This window comes from Flagellimonas sp. ABD4_174, from assembly GCF_056160185.1.
In genome coordinates this window covers 2,393,736-2,417,908 of the sequence record NZ_JBSWWP010000001.1, presented here as the reverse complement: position 1 = coordinate 2,417,908, position 24,173 = coordinate 2,393,736, and the positions used below count along the sequence as shown (strand labels likewise).

The window sequence follows — 24,173 nt, the reverse complement described above, 5'->3', positions numbered from 1 at the left end:
AGGAAAACTTTCGTGTTTGAAACTAATTCAACCAAATCAAAACCAATGCGTATAATAAAAAAAACCACTATTATATCTTTATTTCTAATAGTTGCCTGTACAAAGAATCAAAAAAGGGCACCATTATTCGAATTATTGGATGCTAGAACAACCCAGATAGATTTCAATAATCGGTTACAAGAAACCGATACTATGAACATTGTAGGTTTTGAATATATGTACAATGGCGCTGGAGTTGGTATCGGTGACATTAACAACGATGGTCTAGTGGACATCTACTTTACTGGAAATCAGGTATCCGATAAGCTTTTCATGAATAAAGGAGACTTTGTTTTTGAGGATATAAGTGAATCTTCGAATATAGTTTCAACCGGCTGGTCCAATGGAGTGACCTTTACAGATATCAATGAGGACGGTTTTTTGGATATATATGTTAGTCGGGGTGGAACTCGGGAGTGGGAAAAATCGGATTGGGCCAATAGAATGTTTGTTAACAACGGCGATGGGACCTTTACGGATAAAGCCAGAGAATATGGCATAGCCGATACCGGGTACAGTGTTCAGTCTGTTTTTTTTGATTTTGATAGGGATGGTGACCGTGATCTGTACGTACTTACGAATGCCTTGGTGGATTATAATAGAAATACCTCTAAATATAAAACGAACGATGGTAGTGCCAGTAGTACCGATAAGTTGTACAGAAACAATGGAGACGGCACGTTTACCGATATTTCCTTTGAGGCTGGTATAAACATGGAAGGATTCGGTCTTGGGGTGTCCGTTTGCGATATCAATACCGATGGTTGGTTGGATCTTTACATTTCCAACGATTTCTTGACCGATGATCTTTTGTTCATCAATAATGGTGATGGTACATTTACCGATCAGCTTAAGACCTATTTTAGGCATCTTAGCTACAATGGCATGGGTAACGATGTAGGCGATTTGAACAACGATGGAAAACCCGAACTCTTAACCGTGGATATGTTTCCCAAAAGCAATGAACGGATAAAACAAACCATGATGAAACCGAGCTTGGATGTTTTCTCGCATAATTTGGCCATAGGTTATGCCCCGCAATACGTTAGAAATACATTGCAGCTCAATAACGGTAACAAGACTTTTAGTGAGATCGGGCAATTCAGTGGAATTTATAATACCGATTGGAGCTGGGCGCCATTGATTGCCGATTTTGATAATGATGGGCTCAACGATATTTTTATCACCAACGGATACAGGAGAGATATTACCAACTTGGATTATCAATCCTATACACAGCGACCCGCAAAATACCAGACCGAGGACGAACTTATTCAGGGAGAACTAAAGCGGGTCAGTAATCTACCGGAAGTTAAATTGGCCAATTATATATATAAGAATAACGGTGATCTTACCTTTTCGGATAAAATTACCGATTGGGGGTTGGATAAGCCCTTATATTCCAACGGTGCGGCCTTTGCCGATTTGGATAATGATGGAGACCTGGACCTAGTGATCAATAATATAGACGACCCTGCGAGTATATATAAAAATAATACTATCGAGTTTGCCACATCAAACAGTTCATCTTTTCTTAAAGTGGACTTTAAGGTTAAAGGAAATAAAGATATCACTGGTACGGAGGTCCGTATTTATCATGGTGGAAAGTCGCAGTATAAGTTTGTATCCACAGTAAGAGGCTACCTTTCCTCCATGGATTCGGAAATGCATTTTGGTTTGGGTGATTTAAAAACGATAGATTCCTTAACTGTAAAATGGAACAGTGGTGGCATCCAAACCCTATTCAATATCGAGCCAAATCAAAAAATAACACTCGACGAATCGGAATCCTCCTTAATTGAAAAGAGTCGGGCAATAAAAGACTCCCCAAAGATATTTCGTGACATTATTAAGGAAATGGAAATGGAATACCTACATGTCGAAGATGATTTTGATGAGTTTAAACTACAGACCACCTTACTAAAAATGAATACAAATTTAGGACCTGGGATTACCGTAGGAGATGTAAATGGAGATCAATTGGAGGACTTTTATATTGGAGGAACAAAAGAGAAACCAGGTAAGCTTTACATACAGGACAGAGATGGTAAGTTCTTGGAACAGTCAATCACATGTGCCGGTTTAAGGGAAGATATGGGTGTAGTATTTGCGGATATTGATGGTGATGGTGATTTAGACCTTATTTCTATTGATGGAGGGGGAATTGAGGAAATGGCCCGCCAAGAATACACCGATTTTATTTATTATAATGATGGGAGTGGAAATTTTACCTGTAAACCCTTCCTGAAAAGAAAGTCGAGGGGCGGCAGTGTTGAATTGGCCGATTTTGATCAAGATGGAGATCTGGACATGTTCGTTGGAGGTAGGGTGGTTAATGGATTTTACCCCAAAAGCCCTAAAAGTTACCTCCTACGTAACGATTCGGATAGATTTATCGATGTCAGTGAAGAAGTATTGTCCAGTCAAGAACTAGGGATGGTGAGCGATGCCATCTGGACCGATTTTGATAATGATGGATGGTTTGATTTGGTAGTGGTAGGGGAGTTTATGGAAATCACTTTCCTAAAAAACAAAAAAGGAAAGTTCGAGGACATTACCTACTCCACTGGTTTAAAATATACCAATGGGTGGTGGAACAGCATAGTTTCGGGAGATTTTGATGCCGACGGAGACATGGATTATGTAGTTGGTAATTTTGGATTGAACAGCGATTTTAAATGTTCCCCGGAACAACCACTTACCATTTATACCAAAGACGTGGATGGAAATGGGACCATAGACCCGTTGATCAGTTGTTACCGGGAGGGAAAAGAACATTTGATACATACAAGAGATATTTTGGTCGACCAGATCAGTGCTTTAAAAGGAAGTTTCAAAGACTATCAATCCTACGCCAGTGCAGATTTTGATGAAGTAATGGAAGCAGCGGGATTAAACGATGCGAGCCAGTTAAAAGCCTATGAATTTGCATCTAGTTATATCGAAAATTTGGGCAATGGAAAGTTTACAATATCAAATTTACCTATACAAGTCCAATTCTCTCCTGCATTCGGTTTGTTGACCGATGATTTTGACAACGATGGGAATTTAGATGTAATGATTACCGGGAACCAATTCGATGTAGAACCTTTTATTGGACGGAGTGATGCATCCATAGGATACTGTTTATTGGGAGATGGGCAAGGTAATTTTACCATGGCCCAATCTTCGAAAAGCGGCCTTAATTTATCTGGTAGTGCCAAGGGGGCGGCATTGATTCGATTAAAAAATGGCAATTCGGCAGCTTTGATTGGTATTAACTCCGGAAAAATGTCAGCATATGGATACTACAACCAAGAAAGAAAAACAATTACTTTACAGACGAATGATGCTTTTGTGACAATCACAAAAAAGAATGGGAAAGGCCAAAGAATAGAATTCCCCTATGGAAATACATATTTGGGAAATTCTTCGCGCACATTAACATACGACCCATCACAAACATTAGAAATCAAAATAATGGATTACAAGGGCAATACAAGGAAACTCAACCCTTGAACTGCATTAAAGCTATAATTCATCGGAGGCCTAAATCCACCAGTGCCGTATCCCTGCTCCTTAGCTCGGAGAAAGCTCTTTGTAGGTTTCGGGTAACCTCACCAACTTGATCGTTCCGATAAAAAACATGCCTTCCCAATTCTGCAATGGACGCTACTTGTGTGGTGGTGCCCGTAAAAAAAGCTTCGTCCATTTGTTCAATATCAGTTTCGGCTACAGCTTGTTCGATTACAGGAAGGTTTAAATCCCTACAAAGATCAATAACAATGCGTCTGGTAATGCCGTCCAATATATGTTCGTTGGCCGGATGCGTGATTACCTTGCCATCTTTCACAAAAAATATATTGCTGTGAGACCCCTCGGTGACCAATCCCTGTCTTACCAAGGTAGCTTCATTTGCATTGGCGCTCACGGCAGACTCATTGGTCATAATATTGCCCAACAGGGATGTGGATTTTATATCGCATCGATGCCATCTAAAATCCGCAGTTAGTATGGATTTCATGTGAGTGGGGTTGACCAACGGAAGCGAATAGGGCAGGGCATACATCATTACACTTGCGCTAACGCCTTTTGGGTACGAGTGTTTTCGGGGAGCAATTCCTCGCGTAACCTGTATGTAGATCAAACACGCTTTATCCGTTAAACTCGAGGCCGATATTAGGTTGTCCAGTTCACTTTCAATCTCCTCTACGGCATAGTCGATGCCAATTTTATTAAGGTTGGACTGGAGTCTGTCAAAATGGGCTTTCTTGTAAAAAATATCATTTTCCAGCTGCATCATTACCTCATAAATACCATCTCCAAATAGAAAGCCACGATCGAACACGGATATTTTGGCATTCTCAGATGAAAAAATTTCACCATTTACGTATATTTTTTCAGGATAGTTTCCTTTGGGTAACATCATAGTTTTTTAAAATAGTATTTCTGTGAAGTTGACTATAGCGTTACAAAATTAATTTATTCAAATGAGGAGAAAAATAACTTATCTAGAATAAAAACACATTTGTGGTCCAATGCCCACCTCTTAACAAAACATTGATAAACTTGGTTTTTAAATATGAAGAGTATTACCGTACTTCACAAAAAATTATGGCATGACCATTTTTGTTGATATGGACGAGGTGATCGCAGATGCCTACCAAGCCCATATAGATATTTATAATAAAGAGTTCAATGCTCAATTAATGGCGGCAGACTGCCTCGGCAAAGAAGTTTGGCAATGTGTGCCCGAGGAGCATCAGCAAACAATAAAGAACCATACCTACAGGGATTGTTTTTTTAAGGATTTAAGTATTATCGCCGATAGCCAAGAGGTACTCAAAGCTTTGAGTGAAAAACACGATGTGTACATAGCATCCGCAGCTATGGAATTTCCGCAGTCCCTAAGGGAAAAATCGGATTGGTTGGATCAGCACTTCCCATTTATTTCATGGCAAAAACGAATTTTATGTGGAGATAAGCATGTGTTAAAAGGCGATGTGCTAATTGATGATCGGAGTAAAAATCTTGCACCCTTCTCCGGAAGGTCCATAATGTTTACTTCGCCCCACAATGTAAATGTGTCGAATTTTGAACGAGCCGATAGTTGGAAAGAAATCGCGGATAAACTTTTGTAACTTGTTTCAGAAATGTGTAAGTCCATTTTTAAATTTTCGGTATGTTCCATGTTACTGCTCTTAATGCAAGGGTGCGCAGCACAATCGCATTTAATTCAGGATGAACTGGACGCCGTTACTGTAGAAAACCTACAATACTATTTATACTACCCAGAGGACTATTTTGATTCCGATAAGGAGTTCCCTCTACTACTTTTTTTACATGGCGGAGGAGAATCGGGAAGGGATATAGGTGAGATTAAGAAAAACGGACCCCCAAAAATGTTGGCGGAGGGCAAGCAATTTCCATTTTTGGTCTTGGCCCCGCAAAACCCGCACATTAAAAAATGGTGGAATACCCAAGCCGTGGTCCAACTTATGGATTCTGTGGCAAGTAACAATAGAGTGGACAAAAAACGGATTTACCTAACCGGTCTGAGCCGTGGAGGAAGTGCAGCTTGGGAAATGGCCACACAATATCCGGAAAAGTTCGCGGCCATGGCGGTAGTTTGTGGTATGGCGCCCGTACCTTATGCACATTGGATAGATAGAGATTTGCCTATTTGGGTTTTCCATGGAGAGGAGGATAAGGTAATTGGGGTCGAGGAATCTGACAGGATGGTGGAAAAATTGAGAAACATGGGGCAAGATATACGGTATACCCGTTACAAAGGAGTAGGACACAATGCATGGAGCAGGGCCTACACTACGGATTCTTTATACACTTGGTTCACCAAACAAAAACGGATAAATTGATATAAATGAAGTACTCCTGGATTTTTATGGGTGTTTTGATTCTTGGGGCCTGCAAGCAGCAACCCAATGTATCCAAGAACGATTCAACCCGATCGGATGCAGAGATTGTAATGGATACAATTCTAAAAGACACCATTGTAGAGCAGAAAAAAACCACCTTAAAAACATTTGAAGGGATAGCGGATACCACCTTTGTACGACTTGCCGATTTTAGTGAGGATTTTGCATACGACATGCGCTATGCCACAGAGAACAATTTTTTAAAAGCAAAAGTGTACGATTGCCCTGAGTGCTATACCCGTGCAAAAACGGCAAAGGCTCTGATCAGAGCCAATAAGGATTTTATGGAGAAGGGGGTAAAGATCAAGTTTTTTGATTGTTATCGTCCCAATTCCGTGCAATACAAAATGTGGGAGATTGTTCCCAACCCTCAATACGTTGCCAACCCCGATAAGGGATCTATCCATAACAAGGGAGGTGCCGTAGACATCACACTGGTGGACTTGGAGGGTAAGGAGCTAGATATGGGCACCGACTTTGATTACTTTGGAAAAAAGGCTTATCACGATAATATGGATTTGCCACAAGAAATTCTCGACAACCGTAAATTATTGAAAGAGACCATGGAGGCTCATGGGTTCTGGTCCATTAGGACAGAGTGGTGGCACTATAATCTATCGGCGGCATCTAACGATAAGGTGGCCAATTTTAAATGGGAATGCCCAGATTAGATTTTGGAACAGACCAGAACGATTAAATTTTCCTCCAGATCTTGGGTAAAGAAAAGGTAATGGTCACCACCCTCTTTAATTTTGTGTTTTTTACGGATTTCCGCTACCGAAATGGGGAAGTTTCGGATGGTAATATTGGCCTTTGAGAAGGATAGCGTTTTCAATGTTTTTTTGGAATAGGGCAATACTTGTTGGATCTTAAACCGTCTGCCGGGAAATTCCACTAGGTTTTCCGAGCTGTATAAATGGGAGTTCACGTGCAGTTTTTGTACACCATGCGCATGGGCTACCGATCTAAACCCACCTGACTTTAAAATGGCTGCATTTGGTTCGTACAAATAGATGGATGGCAGGGCATAATTGCAATTGGTCAGTGGTTCCGATTCCAAAGAAAATGTAAACTCGTCTATTTTGTTGGGCTTTATATTCGCGGCAGTAATTTGAATAGGTCCTGAATATCCTTTTTCCAGAACAAATAATAATTCTTTGACATCGTTTTGCACGGCCACAACAAAGATATTCTTTACAAAACCCAAAGCTTGGACTCCCATTTTTATATCCAAAAGCGGAGAAGTCTTCAAAAGGATGTTCGACGTTTTTTTAAAAATCGAAGCTAGATGGCCCGGTACATTTGGCAGGCAATCCTCAAGTAAAAATACCTTTCCTTTTTTATCACTTCTTCGGGAAGGGTCAATATAGGCCCAATCAAAATTATGATCGGAACGCATTAAAAAATCAATCCCATTTTCGGGAATACAAGTAATATTTTTTTGTCCTAATATTTTAAAATTATGTGAAGCAATGGTGCTCAATCCCAAATTTATTTCACAATGAATAACCTTAAGGACCTTTCGCGCAAAATAGTAACTGTCGACCCCCATACCTCCCGTAAGGTCGATCAAAGATTTTCCATGGACCAATTGCGACTTGTATTCTGCAGTAAGTTCCGAACTGGTCTGTTCAATATTAAGTTTGTTCGGGTAATAAATATTTGGTGCATTAAACCAAGTGGGCAGCTTTTCCCTACATTTCTTTTTGGCTTCGATCTGCTCTGCCAATGCTTTTTGTCCAATACCTTCAAAAATAGGTTTTGATAGTAAAACTGACATGATGTCAGACAATAAATTTTTGTTTATAAAATCCTGTACACCAGTATTTAGTATTAATTTATTCAAAGTGATACTATAAATTTTTAGTCAACTTCTTCACTATGGAATATTCAGCTAAAAACTCCTTTAAAATCACCTTTATTGCGGTATACCCCGGTACGGCGATTACCATGCCGACCACACCAAATAGAAGACCGGCTATTATAATAATGAGGAAAATTTCCAGAGGGTGCGACTTTACGCTTGTGGAAAAAATAAAGGGCTGTGAAAAGAAATTGTCGATGAGCTGACCTATGGTCAATCCAAGTAAAACATAGAGTGCTTTTGGTAAGATAACTGTACTAAAATCGGCATCGATAAAACTGGTCATGGTAAGGGTGATCATAACAGCTCCCCCAATAATGGGCCCTATGTATGGTATAATGTTGAACAGCGAACACAAAAATGCTATAACAATGGCGTTTTCGACACCAACGATCAACAGCGCAATCGTGTAAATTACAAAGAGGATAAATAACTGTAAAAGTATTCCTGCGAAATATCTGGAAAGTAAATTGTTGATCTTGTCTATGGATTTTATCAAGTTACTTTCTTTGTTATCCGGAACAAAAGTCAATATTCCATTTTGCATCAATTTACTGTCCTTTAAAAAAAAGAACGAAATAAAGAGGACAGAAAACAAACCAATACTAAAATTGCTCAATACATTTACAAAGGAGTTGAGAAAATTTGGGATAAAGCCGAGATCTAATTCTTTTAAAACATTTTCTTCGATGTGGGATTCATCCAAAAGATTATTAAAACTACCTGTGGAGGCACCAAAATAATCCAGCGTCTGTAGATAAAGTGTATTTAGGTTGCCTTTAAGCGCTTCAATGTCCAAAAGCGATAAGTTCTTGCTCTGTTCGGAAATCAGTGGTATAAAGAGTGCCAATATGCCCAAAAAAATAGAAATCATAAACACCATTGTCGCCACTACGGCCAAGGTGTTGGGAAACCTTAGTTTTTTCCTTAAAAACATAACAATGGGCCTTCCCAGCAAGGCCAACACCGCAGCCATGGCCAAATAGGCCAAAACGGATTGTATTTTAAAGAAAAACCAGCAAATAAGTGCAATTCCGACCAATATGGCTACGGCCCTGAGTATTCCGTTGGCAATTATCTTAGCATTCATGTGTTAACTTTTAAAAGCGTATTCAATTATGTTGGCGCCCATTTGGAGGGCCTTTATGCGAACTTCTTCCGGGTCGTTGTGCACGGAAGGGTCTTCCCAACCATCTCCAAGATCGCATTCAAAGGTGTATAACAGCACCAGTCGCCCCTCGTCAAAAATACCAAAGGCCTGGGGTCTTTTTCCATCGTGCTCATGTATTTTGGGCAATCCGTTGGGAAACTGGAACTTTTGTGAAAATATGGGATGATCCACACCCAGCTCCTCCAAGGGCATATCGGGGAAGACTTTGGCCAATTCCCTTTTTAAATATGGTTCCATGCCGTAATTGTCATCGATATGTAAAAATCCGCCGGATAAAAGATAAGTTCTTAGGTTTTCCGCCTCTTCATCCGAAAAGTAGACATTTCCGTGCCCGGTCATGTGCAGGAACGGAAACTTAAATAGTGAAATACTGCCGACCTCTACGGTTTCCGGTTCAGGTTTGATTGTGGTTCCTATATTGGTGTTGCAGAATTCTATCAGGTTGGGAACAGCGGTTGGGTTGGAATACCAATCACCACCACCACCGTATTTAAGAATGGCAATCTCCTGTGCGGATGCCATGGTAATCATAAAAAAAGTTAAAGTACATACTGACCTGGTAAGTTGTCCCATCTTAAAACGAATAACTATATAACCAAAAGTACAGCATTCATGATTAAAAAGGCCATAATTCTATCATTTACCTTTTTTGCCTTGTCTTTATATACACTTTATACGGCCAATAAAATTGCACCAGAAGTCGCTAAGAAAAATAATCCAGTTGTTCTGGAGCTTTTTACTTCTCAGGGCTGCTCCAGTTGCCCGCCTGCCGATGCACTATTGGATCAAGTAAAGAGTGATTACCCAGAAGAGGTGATCGCGTTGTCCTATCATGTGGATTATTGGAATTACATCGGCTGGGAAGATCCTTTTTCCGACCATGCTTATACCGAAAAACAAAAAGCGTATGCCCATAAATTTGACCAACTCAACATCTACACCCCTCAAATGGTCGTAAACGGGAAAGAGCATTTTGTAGGCTCCAATAGATCGATACTCCAGTCGAAGATCCAGGAGCATACTTTCCATGGTTCGGCGAAACTTATGGAAATATGTGAAACAACATTGTCTGATGGTGTACTTTCGTTTACTTACAACATTATAACGGCTCCGGACCAAAAATGGATGAGGGCCTTATTGGTGATTGACGAGAGGGAAACGATGGTGAACAGGGGAGAAAATAGAAATAGAAAGCTTAAGAACAGTAATATTGTTGTCGCGGAAAAAAGGGCGGACTTAAGGTTGCGTAAAAATGAAGTATCGCTGAAAGTTCCGGATCTGGTTCAACAAAACGATGGTTTGACCCTGGTCGTGATTGTGGAAAACCAAGAACGAGATATACTTGGGGCGGCCCAAAAAAGAATTGTACGTTAACTATTAATAATGGCCACGGTTGTGCATGCCACAATGGCGGCAGTTTCGGTCCTAAGTCGATTGGCTCCCAAAGAAATAGGGACATAGCCTTTTTCTCTGGCCAAGTCGATTTCCGATTTGGAAAAATCCCCTTCCGGCCCAATAAGTATGGTGGTGTCATTGTCCGCGATAACTTTTCGCTTTAATTCCATTTTTTCCTCATTTTGGCAATGGGCAATGAACCGGTATCCTAGAGCGGTATCGTTCTCTAAAAATTCTTTGCAGCTAATCGGGGGATTCAATTTGGGTAAAACGGTTTGTAAGGACTGTTTCATGGCCGATTGAAGTACTCGCTCCATCCGTTCCATTTTAACGGTCTTTCTTTCGGAATGTTCACAAATTATGGGTGTAATCTCATCCACGCCGATTTCTGTCGCTTTTTCCAAAAACCATTCGTAACGGTCGTTCATTTTTGTTGGAGCCACGACCATGTGTAATTTATAACGTTTGGGTATGGATTTTTTTTCTGAAATAATCCTTGCCTTGCATTTTTTTTGATCGGGCACCAATATCTCCGCTTCGAACAAATACCCTTTGCCATTGGTAATATGCACAATGTCTCCTTCCGACTTTCGCAAAACCCGCACTATGTGCTTGCTCTCTTCCGGTGGAAAAATAAATTGTTTTGCACTGTTGTCCAACAAGGGGTTGTAAAAAAGTTGCATTTTGAGAGGTGTTAATTAACTACCGATGGCGTATCTGGCTTTTGCCGCAACACTTTGGTCCGTAAAATCACCTCGGTAAAATTTAAGGAGCCCCACGATTCCGATCATCGCCGCATTATCGGTACAGTATTCAAATTTAGGGATAAAGGTTTGCCAGCCCAAGTTTTCCTCGGCATCTTTAAGTCTTCCCCGAATTCCGGAATTGGCAGCAACGCCACCACCAATGGCTATTAGTTTTATTCCCGTCTGCTCTACGGCCATTTGTAATTTCTCCATTAATATTTCCAAGATGGTAAACTGTACCGAGGCACAAATATCGTTCATGTTCTGGGAAATAAAATCAGGATTTTTTTGGCTTTCTCGCTGTAAAAAGTAGAGAATACTGGTTTTTAACCCACTAAAGCTAAAATTAAGCCCATCAACTTTTGGTTTTGGAAATGTGTATGCCTTTGGATTGCCTAGTTTGGCATATTTGTCGATAAGTGGCCCTCCGGGGTAAGGTAGCCCCATCAATTTGGCACTTTTGTCGAAAGCTTCGCCGACCGCATCGTCCAGGGTCTCGCCCATAACTTCCATCTCAAAATAATCGGAAACCTTAACGATTTGTGTGTGCCCCCCGCTAATGGTCATTGCCAAAAAGGGGAAAGTAGGCGCGGTCTGACTTTCGTCCTCTATAAAATGGGCCAAAATATGGGCTTCCATATGGTTGACCTCGATCAAGGGAATATTGAGCCCCAAGGCCAACGACTTTGCAAAAGATGTGCCCACAAGCAGGGAGCCCATGAGTCCTGGTCCTCTGGTAAAAGCTATGGCGGATAGCTGTTTTTTATCGATATTTGCCTTGGCCAAGGCTTGGTGTACCACGGGAACAATATTTTGTTGATGCGCCCTCGAAGCCAATTCGGGGACAACACCTCCATATTGCTTGTGGATTTCTTGGGTGGCTACCACATTGCTCAGTACTTTTGTATGGCAAAGTACGGCCGCTGAGGTATCGTCACAAGAGGATTCTATGGCAAGAATATATTTTTTAGAATTTTCCACAGGTTTTGGAACAAAAATTGGTTGACAAAGGTAAAACATAAAAGCCCTATCAAAAAACTTCGTAAAATACTGTTGCGTTTGCTTTTGGCCATCATCCTAATCATGGTATTGGGATCGCTGGTTCTTTCCTTGCCCGTTGTACAGACCAGATTGGGCAAGTACGCCATGGATTCGTTGAACGAGGAATTTGGCACCAACATTCGTATAGACCGCATTAGTATGTCGCTGTTCAATTTAAATGCAGGCATAAAGGGCATCTATGTAGAAGATTACCAACAGGACACACTTATCTATATCCATAAATTGTCCACCTCCATTTTAAATCTGCGGAATATGGTCAACAATAAAATGGAGTTTGGAGATATAGAAGTGGACGGACTTACCTTTAATCTAAAGACTTATGAAGGGGAGACCGACACCAATTTGGACGTTTTTGTGGACAAGCTGGACGATGGCTCGCCAAGAGACCCGGGAACACCTCCATTTTTTCTGTCGTCGGATGGGATACAGATCAATAATGGCAAGTTTAGACTTGTTGATGAAAATCTAGAGTTGGAAGAGGTGTTGAATTTTTCGGAGATTTCTGTCATGGCCCGTGATTTTCAGATTTTGGGTCCAGATGTATCCTTAAAAATCGATAATCTCTCCACTTTGGCAAAACGAGGTATTCGACTTAAAAAACTGGCTGCCGAATTTACCTATACCAAACAACAAATGCGTTTTGACTCCTTGTTGATAGACACCGAGCAATCGGAACTGAAAGGGAATCTGGTCTTTAATTACGAAAGAGAACATTTGGCGAACTTTGTGGATTTAGTGAACATAGATGCGAGTTTCAAGGAATCCTCCGTAGCCCTTAACGAGATCAATGCTTTTTTTAATGAATTTGGAGCGGACAAGGTGGTCAACTTTACCGGAAATTTTAGTGGGGTCCTCAATCAATTACAGGTGGAAGACCTCTTCTTGTTTACGGATAATACTGGAATACGAGGAGATTTTAGGTTCGATAACATGTTTAGCGAACAAGCACCGTTTGTGTTAAAGGGGGAAATTGATAATCTAACATCAAGTTACTACCAGCTTAGGAGCATATTGCCAAACATTTTGGGTCAAAATATTCCCGAATCGGTTCAAAAGCTTGGGCAATTTACCGTTCGGGGCGATACCGAAATAACAGAAACCTCCATAGATGTAACAGCTAATTTGAATACCGCGGTAGGGGATTGCTACGTGGATCTTCAAATGACCAATGTACAGACCATTGAAGATGCTTCTTATATGGGGTTTATATCGTTGATAGATTTTAATCTCGGGGAGTTTATAGATAATCAAGATTTGGGCATGGCATCCATGGATATGAATGTCGAGGGGAAGGGATTCGTGGCAGAAAGTCTGAATACGGAAATATCCGGTGATGTTTACAAAATCGAGTTCAATGATTATGAATACAACAAGATAAAGGTAACCGGTATATTAAAAAATCAATTGTTCGATGGTGTCCTATTGTGCAACGACGATAACTTTAGGTTCGATTTTCAAGGCTTGGCCAATTTTGGCAGTCGACAGAACAAATTCAATTTTGTTGCAGCGGTCGATTATGCCGATCTCAAGGAATTAAATTTTATCAACGACAGTATCTCGATATTCAAAGGACATATAGATATGGACATCGAGGGCAACAATTTGGATGATATAGCCGGTCAACTGCGATTTTCCAATACAACATATCAAAATATAAACGACACATATTATTTTGAGGATTTTAACGTGGTTTCCTCCTTTGCCCAAGATACCATCCGCACCATCGAGATCAATTCGCCGGATATCATTACTGGGTACATGCGCGGTAGTTTTAAGGTAAACGAATTGGGTAAATTGGTGCAGAATTCCGTTGGTAGTATTTACACCAACTATCAACCTTACCAAATTTCAGAAGGTCAATATTTGGATTTTAACTTTAGGATATACAACAAGATCGTGGACGTTTTTGTCCCCGAAATGGCCTTTGGTTCCAATACCTTTATACGCGGGGCAATAGAGGCCGATAAAAGCGATTTTAAACTAACCTTTAAATCACCGAGTATTGAGGCGTTCGGAAACAAGTTCGACAATATAGAGCTGCAAATCGACAATAAGAACCCACTCTTCAACACCTTCGTTTCCGTAGAGGATATGTCCACAGTGTACTACGACATCAAAGACTTTAGCCTTATCAACACTACACTAAAGGATACCCTGTTCTTTAGAACAGAGTTTAAAGGCGGAAGTGAGTACGATGATAGTTACAACCTAAATTTTTACCACACTTTTAACCAAAACAATAGATCTGTGATCGGCCTCAAGCGATCCGATGTTAGCTTTAAGGGCAATACCTGGGTGCTCAATAAAGAGGGAAATCGAAAAAACAAGGTGATATTCAATAGTGCATTGGATAGTATTCGTATTGAAGATGTGGTAATGGACAACAATAACAACGAGCAGATTCGATTGCGAGGCGAGTTTGCAGATTCCACATACAAAGATCTCGACCTTCAATTTAAGTTGGTCTCCTTGAACAAGATTACACCGTCCATTGATAGTCTAAAGTTGGATGGTGAAGTAGATGGATTTCTCAATATCCTTCAAAAAGATGGGAAATATTTGCCGACATCCAGCCTCAACATCAAAGATTTTAGCGTGAATACCATGCGGATGGGTGATTTGGAAGTAGGCATCTACGGCAATAACGACCTTACCGAGTTCGGTGTAAGTACTTGGCTGAACGACGGTGGCAAAGAAAGGATGAGCATTAATGGAAAGGTAACCAATTATAACAACAAACAAGAATTGGACCTTGCGGCCAATTTTTCTGATTTCGCATTGGAACCCTTTGGTCCCTTGGGAGAAGATATAATTTCCAACATTAGGGGGAAAGTGAGCGGAAATGCAACGATCACGGGCAATGTAAACAACCCTTCTATAAATGGCGTTCTCAGTTTAAACGATGCGGGAATTGGAATCCCATACCTTAATGTGGATTACGATTTTGCGCCCTATTCCCAAGTACGTTTATTTGATCAAACCTTTTATTTTGAAAATGTAGAGCTGTCCGATGTGGAAGAAAAGACCACTGCGACCATGGATGGTACTATAAGTCACACAGGGTTTGATGATTGGTACCTTGGCCTCGACGTGGATACCCAAAACGATCGTTTTATGATCCTAAATACCGAGTATGATGAAGAGTCCCTGTACTATGGTACGGGATTTATAAATGGTACAGGTAGTATTTATGGGCCAACGGACGCCCTTACCATTTCGGTGGATGCAATAACGGCTGCCGGTACCGCTTTAAAAATACCCTTGAGCGATGTAACGAGCGTCGGCGACTATTCCTTTATCAACTTTATAGAAAAAGGAACATCCAACTCTTTTGAAGAAGAACGGGTGCTGGAGGATTACCAAGGGTTGGAAATGGCGTTCGATCTTGCGGTCACACCCGAGGCCGAAGTAGAAATCGTAGTAGACCAGAGTACGGGCAGTTCCTTAAAGGGAACAGGGGAAGGTATTTTGTTGATCGAGATCAATACCAACGGTAAATTTAACATGTACGGGGAGTTTGTGGCCGTAACTGGAGAATACAATTTTAAATACGGTGGCGTTATCGACAAAAAGTTCAAGGTTAGGCCCGGGGGCACCATTCTATGGGAAAGAGACCCATTGGCGGCACAGTTGAACCTGGAAGCCGTTTATTCTCTAAATGCCAACCCGGCCCCTCTTTTGGACAACGCCGGGTACACGGGCAGAATACCCACAGAGGTTGTGGTGCGATTGGATGGAGAACTGGAGAGCCCCAATATTAATTTTGATATTGACTTCCCAGGGACCAATTCCGTGGTGCAATCCGAACTTGAGTATCGATTGCAAGACCCGACCATTAAAGAGCGCAACGCCTTTTTCCTTTTGGCGCAAGGAACATTCGTGAACCCACAATCCGGTGGGATCAATCAACAAGCGGTTACCGGAAACCTGATTCAAACAGCTTCGGGACTGTTCAATCAAATTTTATCCGGCAATAACGACAAACTCAATTTTGGTCTATCCTACGAGCAAGGATATAACGATCCCAACGCCGATATATCCACCGAAGATCGTATCGGGGTTACCGTGACCACGCAGATTTCGGACCGAATATTGGTCAATGGAAGGGTAGGGGTGCCTGTCGGCGGAGTTTCCGAGACTGTAGTTGCGGGAGATGTTGAAGTCCAAATATTGTTGAACGATGAAGGGACCTTGAGCGCCAAAATATTCAATAGGGAAAATCAGATACAACAGTTTTTGGCAGAACGCCAAGGGTATACACAAGGTATTGGTCTGTCCTATCAGGTTGATTTTAATAGCTTTAGAGAACTGATGCGAAAAGTGTTCAACAAAAAAGAAAAAGAGGAAAATATAAAGGAAACACCCTCTCAAAAACAACCCTCTCAGGTTATGGGTAAGGACAGCTTGATCCGCTTTTCACAAAAGCCTGCAAATCGCCCCTAATACCCCAAAAAGAATTTATATTTTTCAAAGTTTTTTGATTAATTTATTACGAAAACGTTTGAGAAATTTGTTTAAATCAAATATATTATCAAGACATTCAAAATTTGAATAAAGTTTCCTAGCTTTGATCTCTTAAAAATTTGAATGGCTTCAAAAATTAAAAAAATAGGAGTACTTACATCAGGTGGAGACTCTCCGGGAATGAATGCCGCGATTCGTTCCGTAGTCCGGACCTGTGCTTATCTAAAAATAGAATGTGTGGGTATCTACAGAGGATACCAGGGGATGATCGAGGGCGACTTTAAGACCTTCGATGCACGTAGTGTAAACAACATTATCAACAAAGGAGGAACAATACTAAAATCTGCCCGTTGCGAAGAGTTTAGGACCAAAGAGGGAAGAAAAAAAGCCCACGACCAATTGGTCAAGGAAGGCATAGATGCCTTTGTGGTCATTGGAGGTAATGGAAGCTTTACCGGCGCCCTTATGTTCAACGACGAATACGGGTTTCCCGTAATGGGAATTCCCGGGACCATAGACAACGATATTTTGGGGTCTTCCTATACGTTAGGTTTCGATACGGCCATAAATACCGTGGTCGATGCTATCGATAAAATTCGGGATACCGCAAGCTCGCACAACCGATTGTTCTTTGTGGAAGTAATGGGTAGGGATGTCGGTCATATTGCACTTAACGCGGGAGTAGGGGCAGGAGCCGAGGAAATTCTGATTCCCGAACAAAATTTGGGATTGGAGCGTTTATTGGAATCCTTAAAACGCAGCAAGGCCTCAGGTAAATCGTCCAGTATTGTAATTGTGGCAGAAGGCGATAAAACCGGTAAAAATGTATTCGAACTAAAAGAATACGTAGAGGAGCATTTGCCCATTTACGATGTTAGGGTGTCCGTTCTCGGACATATGCAACGAGGGGGCAACCCAACTTGTTTTGATCGTGTTCTGGCCAGTAGGATGGGAGTGAAAGCCGTTGAAAGCCTTTTGGAGGGCAAGTCCAATCAAATGGTAGGGATAAGGGATACCAAAATGGTGCTTACGCCCTTGGCGGAAGCCATTAAAGCACATACGGAGATCGACGAGGAACTCATAAGGGTTTCAGATATAATGACAACATAATTTTAATGACAAAAAAAGAAAATATGTCAAATTTGAAAATTGGAATCAACGGATTCGGTAGAATTGGAAGGTTGGTATTTAGAGCAACCGTAAAAAGAGGCGACGTAGATGTAGTTGCAATCAACGATTTGTTGGATGTTGAACACCTTGCGTATTTATTGAAGTATGATTCGGTACATGGCAATTTTGACGGTACCGTGGAAGTTAAGGACGGAAACTTGGTCGTAAACGGTAAAACCATCAGAATAACTGCCGAGCGTGACCCTAAAAACTTAAAATGGGATGCGGTAGGAGCTGAGATAGTTGCGGAGTGTACGGGAATCTTCACTACTTTGGACATGGCACAAAGCCACATCGACGGAGGGGCCAAAAAAGTGGTTATTTCCGCTCCATCCAAAGATGCACCGATGTTTGTAATGGGAGTTAACCATAAAGATGTTAAAGCAACCGATACAATTATTTCCAACGCATCTTGTACCACTAACTGTTTGGCACCAATTGCCAAGGTATTGGACGATAACTTTGGTATTGACGAAGGATTGATGACCACTGTTCACGCTACCACGGCCACTCAATTAACTGTGGACGGTCCTTCCAAAAAGGATTATAGAGGGGGACGAAGTGCTTTATTGAACATTATTCCGGCATCAACAGGGGCTGCCAAAGCAGTGACCAAGGTAATCCCGGCATTGGAAGGGAAACTTACAGGTATGGCCTTTAGAGTGCCTACGGCAGATGTTTCCGTAGTGGATTTGACCGTTCGTTTGGAAAAGGAAACCTCTTACGAAGAAATTAAGAAAGCCATGAAAACTGCATCTGAAGGTGAATTGGCCGGAATTCTTGGTTATACCGAGGAATTGGTGGTATCTCAGGATTTCGTAGGGGATGTTAGGACCTCCATTTTTGATGCAGGCGCTGGAATCGAATTGAATTCCAAGTTCTTCAAAGTGGTTTCTTGGTACGATAACGAAACTGGATACTCCAATAAACTAGTTGATTTGGCATTGCACGCTGCAAGCCTATAATCTTTATCTAAAATAGTACTTGTCCTGAAGAGGGATTTCCCCTCTTCAGGATTTTAATATAAAATATAGACGTATGGTTTTGATAGTGGATAGCGGAGCCACAAAATCGGATTGGATCGCTCTTGACGAAAGTGGTAAACAATTGTTTGTTACCCAAACTTTAGGTTTAAGCCCCGAGGTATTGACTAAAGAAGTGATCGAGGATCGATTGGCCAATAATTTTGAGCTTTCCAAAAACAGACAGGATGTACGTCAGTTGTATTTCTATGGTGCCGGATGCGGTACCGATAGAATGAAGAATTTTTTAAAGTCCATTTTCAAGGACTTCTTTCCCAATGCCAAAGCAGAGGTAAGGGAGGATACCTATGCCGCAATCTATTCCACGACCAAAATTGGAAGACAAGGTATTGTCTGTATTTTGGGCACAGGATCCAATTGCAGTTATTATGATGGTCATCAATTGATCCAAAAGGTAACTTCGTTGGGGTATATCTTAATGGATGATGGAAGTGGAAACTTTTTTGGAAGAAAACTGATAAGGGACTACTATTTTCATAAAATGCCACAGGATCTTGGGATGAAATTCGCCAAGGAATACGACTTGGATGCAGATGTTATTAAAGATCATCTGTACAAACAACCCAACCCTAACACCTATTTGGCCACATTTGCACGTTTTATTATAGAGAACAAAGAGCATCCTTATTGCAAGGGGGTCATAGAAAAGGGATTGCAACAGTTCGTTAACAACTATATTATGCAATACGAACTGGCCACCAAAGTTCCCGTAAGCTTTGTTGGCAGTATTGCCCATTTTTTAAGGGACGAACTAACGGCTTGCCTGGAGCGCAACGATTTAATTCTGGGTGTGATCCGAAGAAGACCCATTGAAGGTCTTGTAGAGTTCCATCGCGAAACTATCTGACCGCAATCATAGAAATTTCCACGTTTACGAACTTGGGAAGATTGGCTACCTCCACAGTTTCTCTTGCAGGAGCTGTATCTGCATTAAAATAAGTGCCGTAAACCTCGTTGATCTGTGCGAATTGGTTCATGTCCTTAATAAAAATCGAGGTCTTGATCACATGCTCAAAACTCATATCGGCCTCTTCCAGAATGGCTTTTAAATTCTCCATGGATTGTTTGGTCTCTTTTTGGATGTCTCCCTCGACCAATTTTCCCGTGGAAGGATCAATGGGAATCTGACCGGAAATATAAAGGGTATCCTTGATCAATACGGCCTGGTTGTATGGACCAATGGGTGCAGGTGCTTTTGGGGTGTTAATTATTTTTTTCATTTGAAAGAAGGTTTTAGTTAGTGAAGATAATTAATATCAACATGATTTATCGTTGACTTCTGTTCTCCCATTTAATGTCGCTCAAAATAGAACTCTTTATACCAATAAAGAAATACCAGCGCTCATATCTACCAAATGGAGTCCAGTCAAAACTTAACCTAAAACTACCAAGGTCTCGTTTAAAGGCAAAACGGGTATCGGTAAAACCTTTGTTCTTTAGATCGTATCCCGAGTTGAAGCCAACCTCCCATTTAGGGGTTAACTGAATGTTTCCGGAGAACATTAGCGAGTGGTTGGTGATTTCACTTTGCCTATTGGAATTGTTATACGATGCAACATAGGTGAATCTGGCGTCCCAAGGGAGTTTATTGTTGTATATGGGCTGTTCTTCGTTTTCTTGTTTGTTCCTATCTTGTGAACTCCCTCTATTGTCAAAACGCGAACCGGCATCTCCCCGGACATCGTCCATGGCAAATGGGTTGTCGCTAAAGCTGGATTGTTTGTCCCTGTCGCTTTTTTCTTTGGCTCCTCCTTTTTGGAACATTTCACTGTTCAAGGAAAAGCTGGTATTCACTCGTGCCGACGTTAAACGGGCAAGTCCGCCACCATTTTTTATGTTTAAGGTATTGATTCTTCGGCCGTTATTGTCTATGGCATACGGATCGAACGTAGCTGCAAAATTTATAGGTACATTTTTTATAATTTCGGTTGCACCGCTCATGCTGATCGGACTCAGTTTTAAAGAATCCGCTTCCAGGTTGTAACTGGCCCCGAAGGTCAAGTTGCTCAATATTTTTACTTTGCGTGGTTCGGTGGCTGTGGAATCCTTGTCCCGCACCTTGGCCTCAAGTGAGTTTTGGAGCGAGAAGTTCAGGGAGCTTCCCTTGGTTAACGACGGTCTACCATAAATGCTCGTTTCAAAAGGGGTGTATTGAACCTCTTCACCATCACCGTCTGTATAGGATTCATAAAACTGCTCAAAAGAGGGGGTATAACTATAACTTACCGAAGGTCGCATTACGTGGCGTAATGCCTGTATTTTTTTGTCCTCACCAAAGTTCCATGTTCCATATACGGTGGTACCGATACTTGTTCCTAAACTGTATCGGTTAAAACGATCAAAGCCATTAATGGTATCGGTCACAACTTGTGCCGCCTCCGAATCATATTGCCTTCTAATGGTTTTAAAAGTCCAGATATCCTCGTAGTTTCCGCTTAAGCTCACACTTAAATATTTGGCCAATTTAAAATTGGTGGCAATGGGTATTCTGTGTCGGGCACCTATGCGAGCCTCATCGAACATACCGCTTTTAAAAAAGTTCTCCTCGTCCGTGGTTATGCTGTTCTGTGCATTGACATCGTACTGAAAATTGATGTTTTCAAAAATGCCTTTTTTGATTTCATCCCGTTTTACAAATGGATAAATACGTTCCATACTGGCCTGGAATGTTGGTAAGGACATATTGATTACCTGTGTTCGCGAGTTCTGGGTGTGGCTCACCGTTAAACTTGTATTCACCGATGGATATTCCGGAAAAGTTTTGGAGTAACTAATTGACGATGCAAAGGTGTTTGTCTGTGTATTGTTTCGGTTTACTTGGTTCAGCGAGTTGGTATAATACTGGCTCGACCCCAGGTTCACCGATGCTGAAAAACGAGAGTTGGGGCTGGCCTTGGTGTCCTGTGAATGGGAAATTCGAATATTGTAATTACTGGTTCTACTATAATCATCGAAGCCTTTTTGACTTGTGATCAAGTTTTCGTAGCTAATGTTTATGTTCCCTTTAAACTTATATCGTTTAGAGTAGATGGACTGTCCCTGTAGGCCATAGCTGCCGTTGGTGTAATAATCCCCGGTAATGCTCAAATCCACATAATCGCTAATAGGAAGGTAGTACCCACCGTTTTGGATAAAATACCCTCTATTGGGGTCGTTACCAAAGGTAGGGAACAATATTCCCGCAACCCTCCCTGTGGTCAATGGAAAGTAAGCAAAGGGTAGGGCAATAGGGGTGGGCACATCTGCAATGTACATATTGCTGTAACCTGCGATAATTTTCTTTTTGGGTACAAATTTGGCTTTTCTTACCCGAATGTAATAGTCGGGATTCACTGTATCGCTAGAGGTGGTTAGCTTGCCTTCGCTCATAAAATAGACCGAATCGTTTTCCTTTTTGGTTTTTTGGGCGTACACCTTCATGGCATCGCTTCCCAATTGCCCCAATCCTGCCTGTTGTTCGGTTCGCGAATTCCAGATCAAAGCCTTTTGGGTGTCAAAATTAAAACGAATGGAATCTGGCCGAACTTCCTGATCACCTTGCTTAAAAAACGGCAGTTGTGAATAATTGCCCAAGGAATCCTTCATTCTGCCCGCGTATACTTCATTTTTAACATAATCCATTACAATTACCCCAGCCTTCAATTCTGTGTCCTGATAGTAGATTTCAGCTTCGTCGTACAAATAGATCTTGTTGTCCTTTTGACTCAATTTAACATAGTCCTTTGCTTTGTACTGGATTTTATCCAACAACAATGGTTGTTTTTTTGGCACGGAATCTGTGCTTGTAGAATCCACCCGAGTAGAATCGTTTAGAATATTTGAAGGCAATAAAGGAGCGGAAATGCTATCCTTGGACACCTTTATGGGCAAAGGCTTAATAAGGTCTTCCTGAGCACTTAAGGTTGCTATGCCACAAAGAAGAACAAATAGGAAAAGTAAAAAATGTTTATTTGGTTGCAACGTGATAAATCCTATTTTTGTGCTAGTCGGCCCAGTTTAGGGGTCAAACTTACATATATTTTTTGTTCTACTAATTGGGGATTACAATATTTTTAACCATTATGGAACGCTTTAATTACTCAGTTCTTATGAATAACAGTCGGTTGACATTTTTATTTTTTCTCCTATTGGTCCTTCCATTGACCTCTTTTAACAAAAATGACACCGAGGTCGAAACCAAGGATAAATTCGTTGTGGTACTGGATGCCGGACATGGCGGGCATGATCCTGGTAACATAGGCAATGGTTATCTGGAAAAGAAAATAGCATTGGCCATAGTGCTCAAAATTGGCGAAGAGTTAAAAAAACATCCGGATATAAAAGTGGTGTACACCCGAGATGACGACACTTTTGTAGATTTGTTCGAAAGAGGCCAGATCGCCAACCAGGCCAATGCCGATCTTTTTGTATCCGTGCATTGTAATGCCCACAACTCGGATGCCTACGGAACGGAAACCTATGTATTGGGACTACATGCCAACCGCCAGAATTTTGAAGTGGCCAAAAAGGAAAACTCGGTTATTTATTTGGAGGACGATTATGAGCAGCGATATGCCGAGTACGATATCAATTCTCCGGAGTCGGTGATCGGCCTTACCATAATGCAAGAAGAGTTTTTGGATCAAAGTATCCTTTTGGGAAAAAAGCTTCAGGATAATTTTACGGTAAAGCTTAAACGCAAGGACAGAAAAGTAAAACAAGCAGGTTTTATTGTCCTGCACCAAACTTTTATGCCAAGCGTGTTGATCGAAGCTGGTTTTTTGACCAATAAAAACGAGGGCAGCTATCTAAACTCGAAAAAAGGACAGAACGAAATGGGCAAGGCAATCGCGGAATCCATATTGGCCTATAAAAAGGATATGGGCTTCAATGCTGCACCGGTTACATCTACCCCAAAAATAGAGGATACAGAGGTGGCCGTAAACATACCGGAGGAGATTAAAAACGAAGAGGAAAAGCCAAAGGAGAACCCAACAAGTACAACATCTGGCACAATACAAGAAACCAAGGTCGATACTGAAAAGAGAGTGGCAACTTCCGGTGTGGAGTTCAAAGTTCAGTTAATGGCCAGCGGAAAAACAATTCCATTGACCCCGGATAATTTTAATGGATTGAACAATCTATCCAAAGAACCGTACAAAAATATGTTCCGATATATGTTTGGAAGTGCCGGTACTTTAGATGAAGCGAAGAAATTAAAACGGGAAGCGGATGCCAAGGGGTATACAACTTCATACATTGTGGCATATAAAAATGGGATACGGGTCACTATAGCCGAAGCTTTAAAGTAGTTGAGCAACAAGG

General features: G+C 41.2%; 18 protein-coding genes. 10 read left to right on the top strand and 8 right to left on the bottom strand.

The features are described from left to right. Nucleotides 1-45 precede the first annotated feature (45 nt). Nucleotides 46-3,537, top strand: coding sequence for a VCBS repeat-containing protein (locus ACXAFK_RS10695; RefSeq protein ID WP_474957741.1), 3,492 nt, complete (start codon nucleotides 46-48; stop codon nucleotides 3,535-3,537). Between the two features lie 19 nt (nucleotides 3,538-3,556). Here the strand turns inward: ACXAFK_RS10695 and ACXAFK_RS10690 are convergent, their stop codons facing one another. After that, nucleotides 3,557-4,447 carry an aminotransferase class IV gene (locus ACXAFK_RS10690; protein WP_474957740.1) on the bottom strand — a complete coding sequence of 297 codons (891 nt, stop codon included), beginning with the start codon at nucleotides 4,445-4,447 and terminating at the stop codon, nucleotides 3,557-3,559. A gap of 190 nt (nucleotides 4,448-4,637) precedes the next feature. Here ACXAFK_RS10690 and ACXAFK_RS10685 point away from each other — a divergent pair, with 190 nt between their 5' ends. The 3 genes from ACXAFK_RS10685 to ACXAFK_RS10675 are packed head-to-tail and all read left to right on the top strand — an operon-like array spanning nucleotide 4,638 to nucleotide 6,625. Beyond that, entirely contained in the window at nucleotides 4,638-5,159 is a 522-nt protein-coding gene (locus ACXAFK_RS10685) for a 5' nucleotidase, NT5C type (RefSeq protein ID WP_293295496.1), read from the top strand. A gap of 48 nt (nucleotides 5,160-5,207) precedes the next feature. Next, on the top strand, nucleotides 5,208-5,894 hold the full coding sequence (locus ACXAFK_RS10680) for a carboxylesterase family protein (protein ID WP_252079545.1): 687 nt from the start codon (nucleotides 5,208-5,210) through the stop codon (nucleotides 5,892-5,894). 5 nt (nucleotides 5,895-5,899) lie between these two features. Further along, nucleotides 5,900-6,625, top strand: coding sequence for a M15 family metallopeptidase (locus tag ACXAFK_RS10675; protein ID WP_474957739.1), 726 nt, complete (start codon nucleotides 5,900-5,902; stop codon nucleotides 6,623-6,625). Here ACXAFK_RS10675 and ACXAFK_RS10670 read toward each other — a convergent pair. The 3 genes from ACXAFK_RS10670 to ACXAFK_RS10660 all read right to left on the bottom strand — a co-directional run bounded on the left by ACXAFK_RS10670 (nucleotide 6,622) and on the right by ACXAFK_RS10660 (nucleotide 9,520). Next, nucleotides 6,622-7,734, bottom strand: coding sequence for a THUMP-like domain-containing protein (locus ACXAFK_RS10670; RefSeq protein WP_474957738.1), 1,113 nt, complete (start codon nucleotides 7,732-7,734; stop codon nucleotides 6,622-6,624). The two genes, ACXAFK_RS10675 and ACXAFK_RS10670, sit on opposite strands and share 4 nt — an antisense overlap. Nucleotides 7,735-7,807: 73 nt before the next feature. Next, entirely contained in the window at nucleotides 7,808-8,908 is a 1,101-nt protein-coding gene (locus ACXAFK_RS10665; protein ID WP_474957737.1) for an AI-2E family transporter, read from the bottom strand. A 3-nt stretch (nucleotides 8,909-8,911) separates the two neighbouring features. Beyond that, nucleotides 8,912-9,520, bottom strand: coding sequence for a DUF4159 domain-containing protein (locus tag ACXAFK_RS10660; RefSeq protein ID WP_252079548.1), 609 nt, complete (start codon nucleotides 9,518-9,520; stop codon nucleotides 8,912-8,914). An 81-nt stretch (nucleotides 9,521-9,601) separates the two neighbouring features. Between ACXAFK_RS10660 and ACXAFK_RS10655 the strand changes: the two genes are divergently transcribed. Continuing rightward, the gene (locus ACXAFK_RS10655; protein ID WP_474957736.1) at nucleotides 9,602-10,363 is read left to right on the top strand and encodes a DUF1223 domain-containing protein; all 762 of its coding nucleotides are present in this window, start codon (nucleotides 9,602-9,604) and stop codon (nucleotides 10,361-10,363) included. Here the strand turns inward: ACXAFK_RS10655 and ACXAFK_RS10650 are convergent. After that, nucleotides 10,360-11,067 carry a 16S rRNA (uracil(1498)-N(3))-methyltransferase gene (locus ACXAFK_RS10650; RefSeq protein ID WP_224837157.1) on the bottom strand — a complete coding sequence of 236 codons (708 nt, stop codon included), beginning with the start codon at nucleotides 11,065-11,067 and terminating at the stop codon, nucleotides 10,360-10,362. The genes ACXAFK_RS10655 and ACXAFK_RS10650 overlap by 4 nt on opposite strands. 15 nt (nucleotides 11,068-11,082) lie before the next feature. Beyond that, nucleotides 11,083-12,150, bottom strand: coding sequence for a tRNA (adenosine(37)-N6)-threonylcarbamoyltransferase complex transferase subunit TsaD (gene tsaD, locus ACXAFK_RS10645; protein ID WP_474957735.1), 1,068 nt, complete (start codon nucleotides 12,148-12,150; stop codon nucleotides 11,083-11,085). Nucleotides 12,151-12,213: 63 nt separating this feature from the next. Here tsaD and ACXAFK_RS10640 point away from each other — a divergent pair, with 63 nt between their 5' ends. The 4 genes from ACXAFK_RS10640 to ACXAFK_RS10625 all read left to right on the top strand — a co-directional run bounded on the left by ACXAFK_RS10640 (nucleotide 12,214) and on the right by ACXAFK_RS10625 (nucleotide 19,716). Beyond that, complete coding sequence (locus ACXAFK_RS10640; RefSeq protein ID WP_474958164.1) at nucleotides 12,214-16,635, top strand: translocation/assembly module TamB domain-containing protein; 4,422 nt, start codon at nucleotides 12,214-12,216, stop codon at nucleotides 16,633-16,635. A 144-nt stretch (nucleotides 16,636-16,779) separates the two neighbouring features. Then, the gene (gene pfkA / locus ACXAFK_RS10635; RefSeq protein WP_224837159.1) at nucleotides 16,780-17,766 is read left to right on the top strand and encodes a 6-phosphofructokinase; all 987 of its coding nucleotides are present in this window, start codon (nucleotides 16,780-16,782) and stop codon (nucleotides 17,764-17,766) included. Nucleotides 17,767-17,789: 23 nt separating this feature from the next. Further along, a complete protein-coding gene (gap, locus tag ACXAFK_RS10630) occupies nucleotides 17,790-18,791 on the top strand; it encodes a type I glyceraldehyde-3-phosphate dehydrogenase (protein ID WP_252079552.1) in 1,002 nt (333 codons plus the stop codon). Between the two features lie 73 nt (nucleotides 18,792-18,864). After that, the gene (locus ACXAFK_RS10625; protein ID WP_224837161.1) at nucleotides 18,865-19,716 is read left to right on the top strand and encodes an N-acetylglucosamine kinase; all 852 of its coding nucleotides are present in this window, start codon (nucleotides 18,865-18,867) and stop codon (nucleotides 19,714-19,716) included. On the opposite strand, the gene ACXAFK_RS10620 is transcribed toward ACXAFK_RS10625, so the two are convergent. Further along, nucleotides 19,709-20,089, bottom strand: a complete 381-nt coding sequence (locus ACXAFK_RS10620; protein ID WP_224837162.1) for a RidA family protein — start codon at nucleotides 20,087-20,089, stop codon at nucleotides 19,709-19,711. The two genes, ACXAFK_RS10625 and ACXAFK_RS10620, sit on opposite strands and share 8 nt — an antisense overlap. 46 nt (nucleotides 20,090-20,135) lie before the next feature. Beyond that, nucleotides 20,136-22,829, bottom strand: a complete 2,694-nt coding sequence (locus tag ACXAFK_RS10615; protein ID WP_474957734.1) for a putative LPS assembly protein LptD — start codon at nucleotides 22,827-22,829, stop codon at nucleotides 20,136-20,138. A 128-nt stretch (nucleotides 22,830-22,957) separates the two neighbouring features. Here ACXAFK_RS10615 and ACXAFK_RS10610 point away from each other — a divergent pair, with 128 nt between their 5' ends. Next, on the top strand, nucleotides 22,958-24,160 hold the full coding sequence (locus ACXAFK_RS10610) for an N-acetylmuramoyl-L-alanine amidase family protein (RefSeq protein ID WP_474957733.1): 1,203 nt from the start codon (nucleotides 22,958-22,960) through the stop codon (nucleotides 24,158-24,160). Nucleotides 24,161-24,173: the final 13 nt, after the last annotated feature.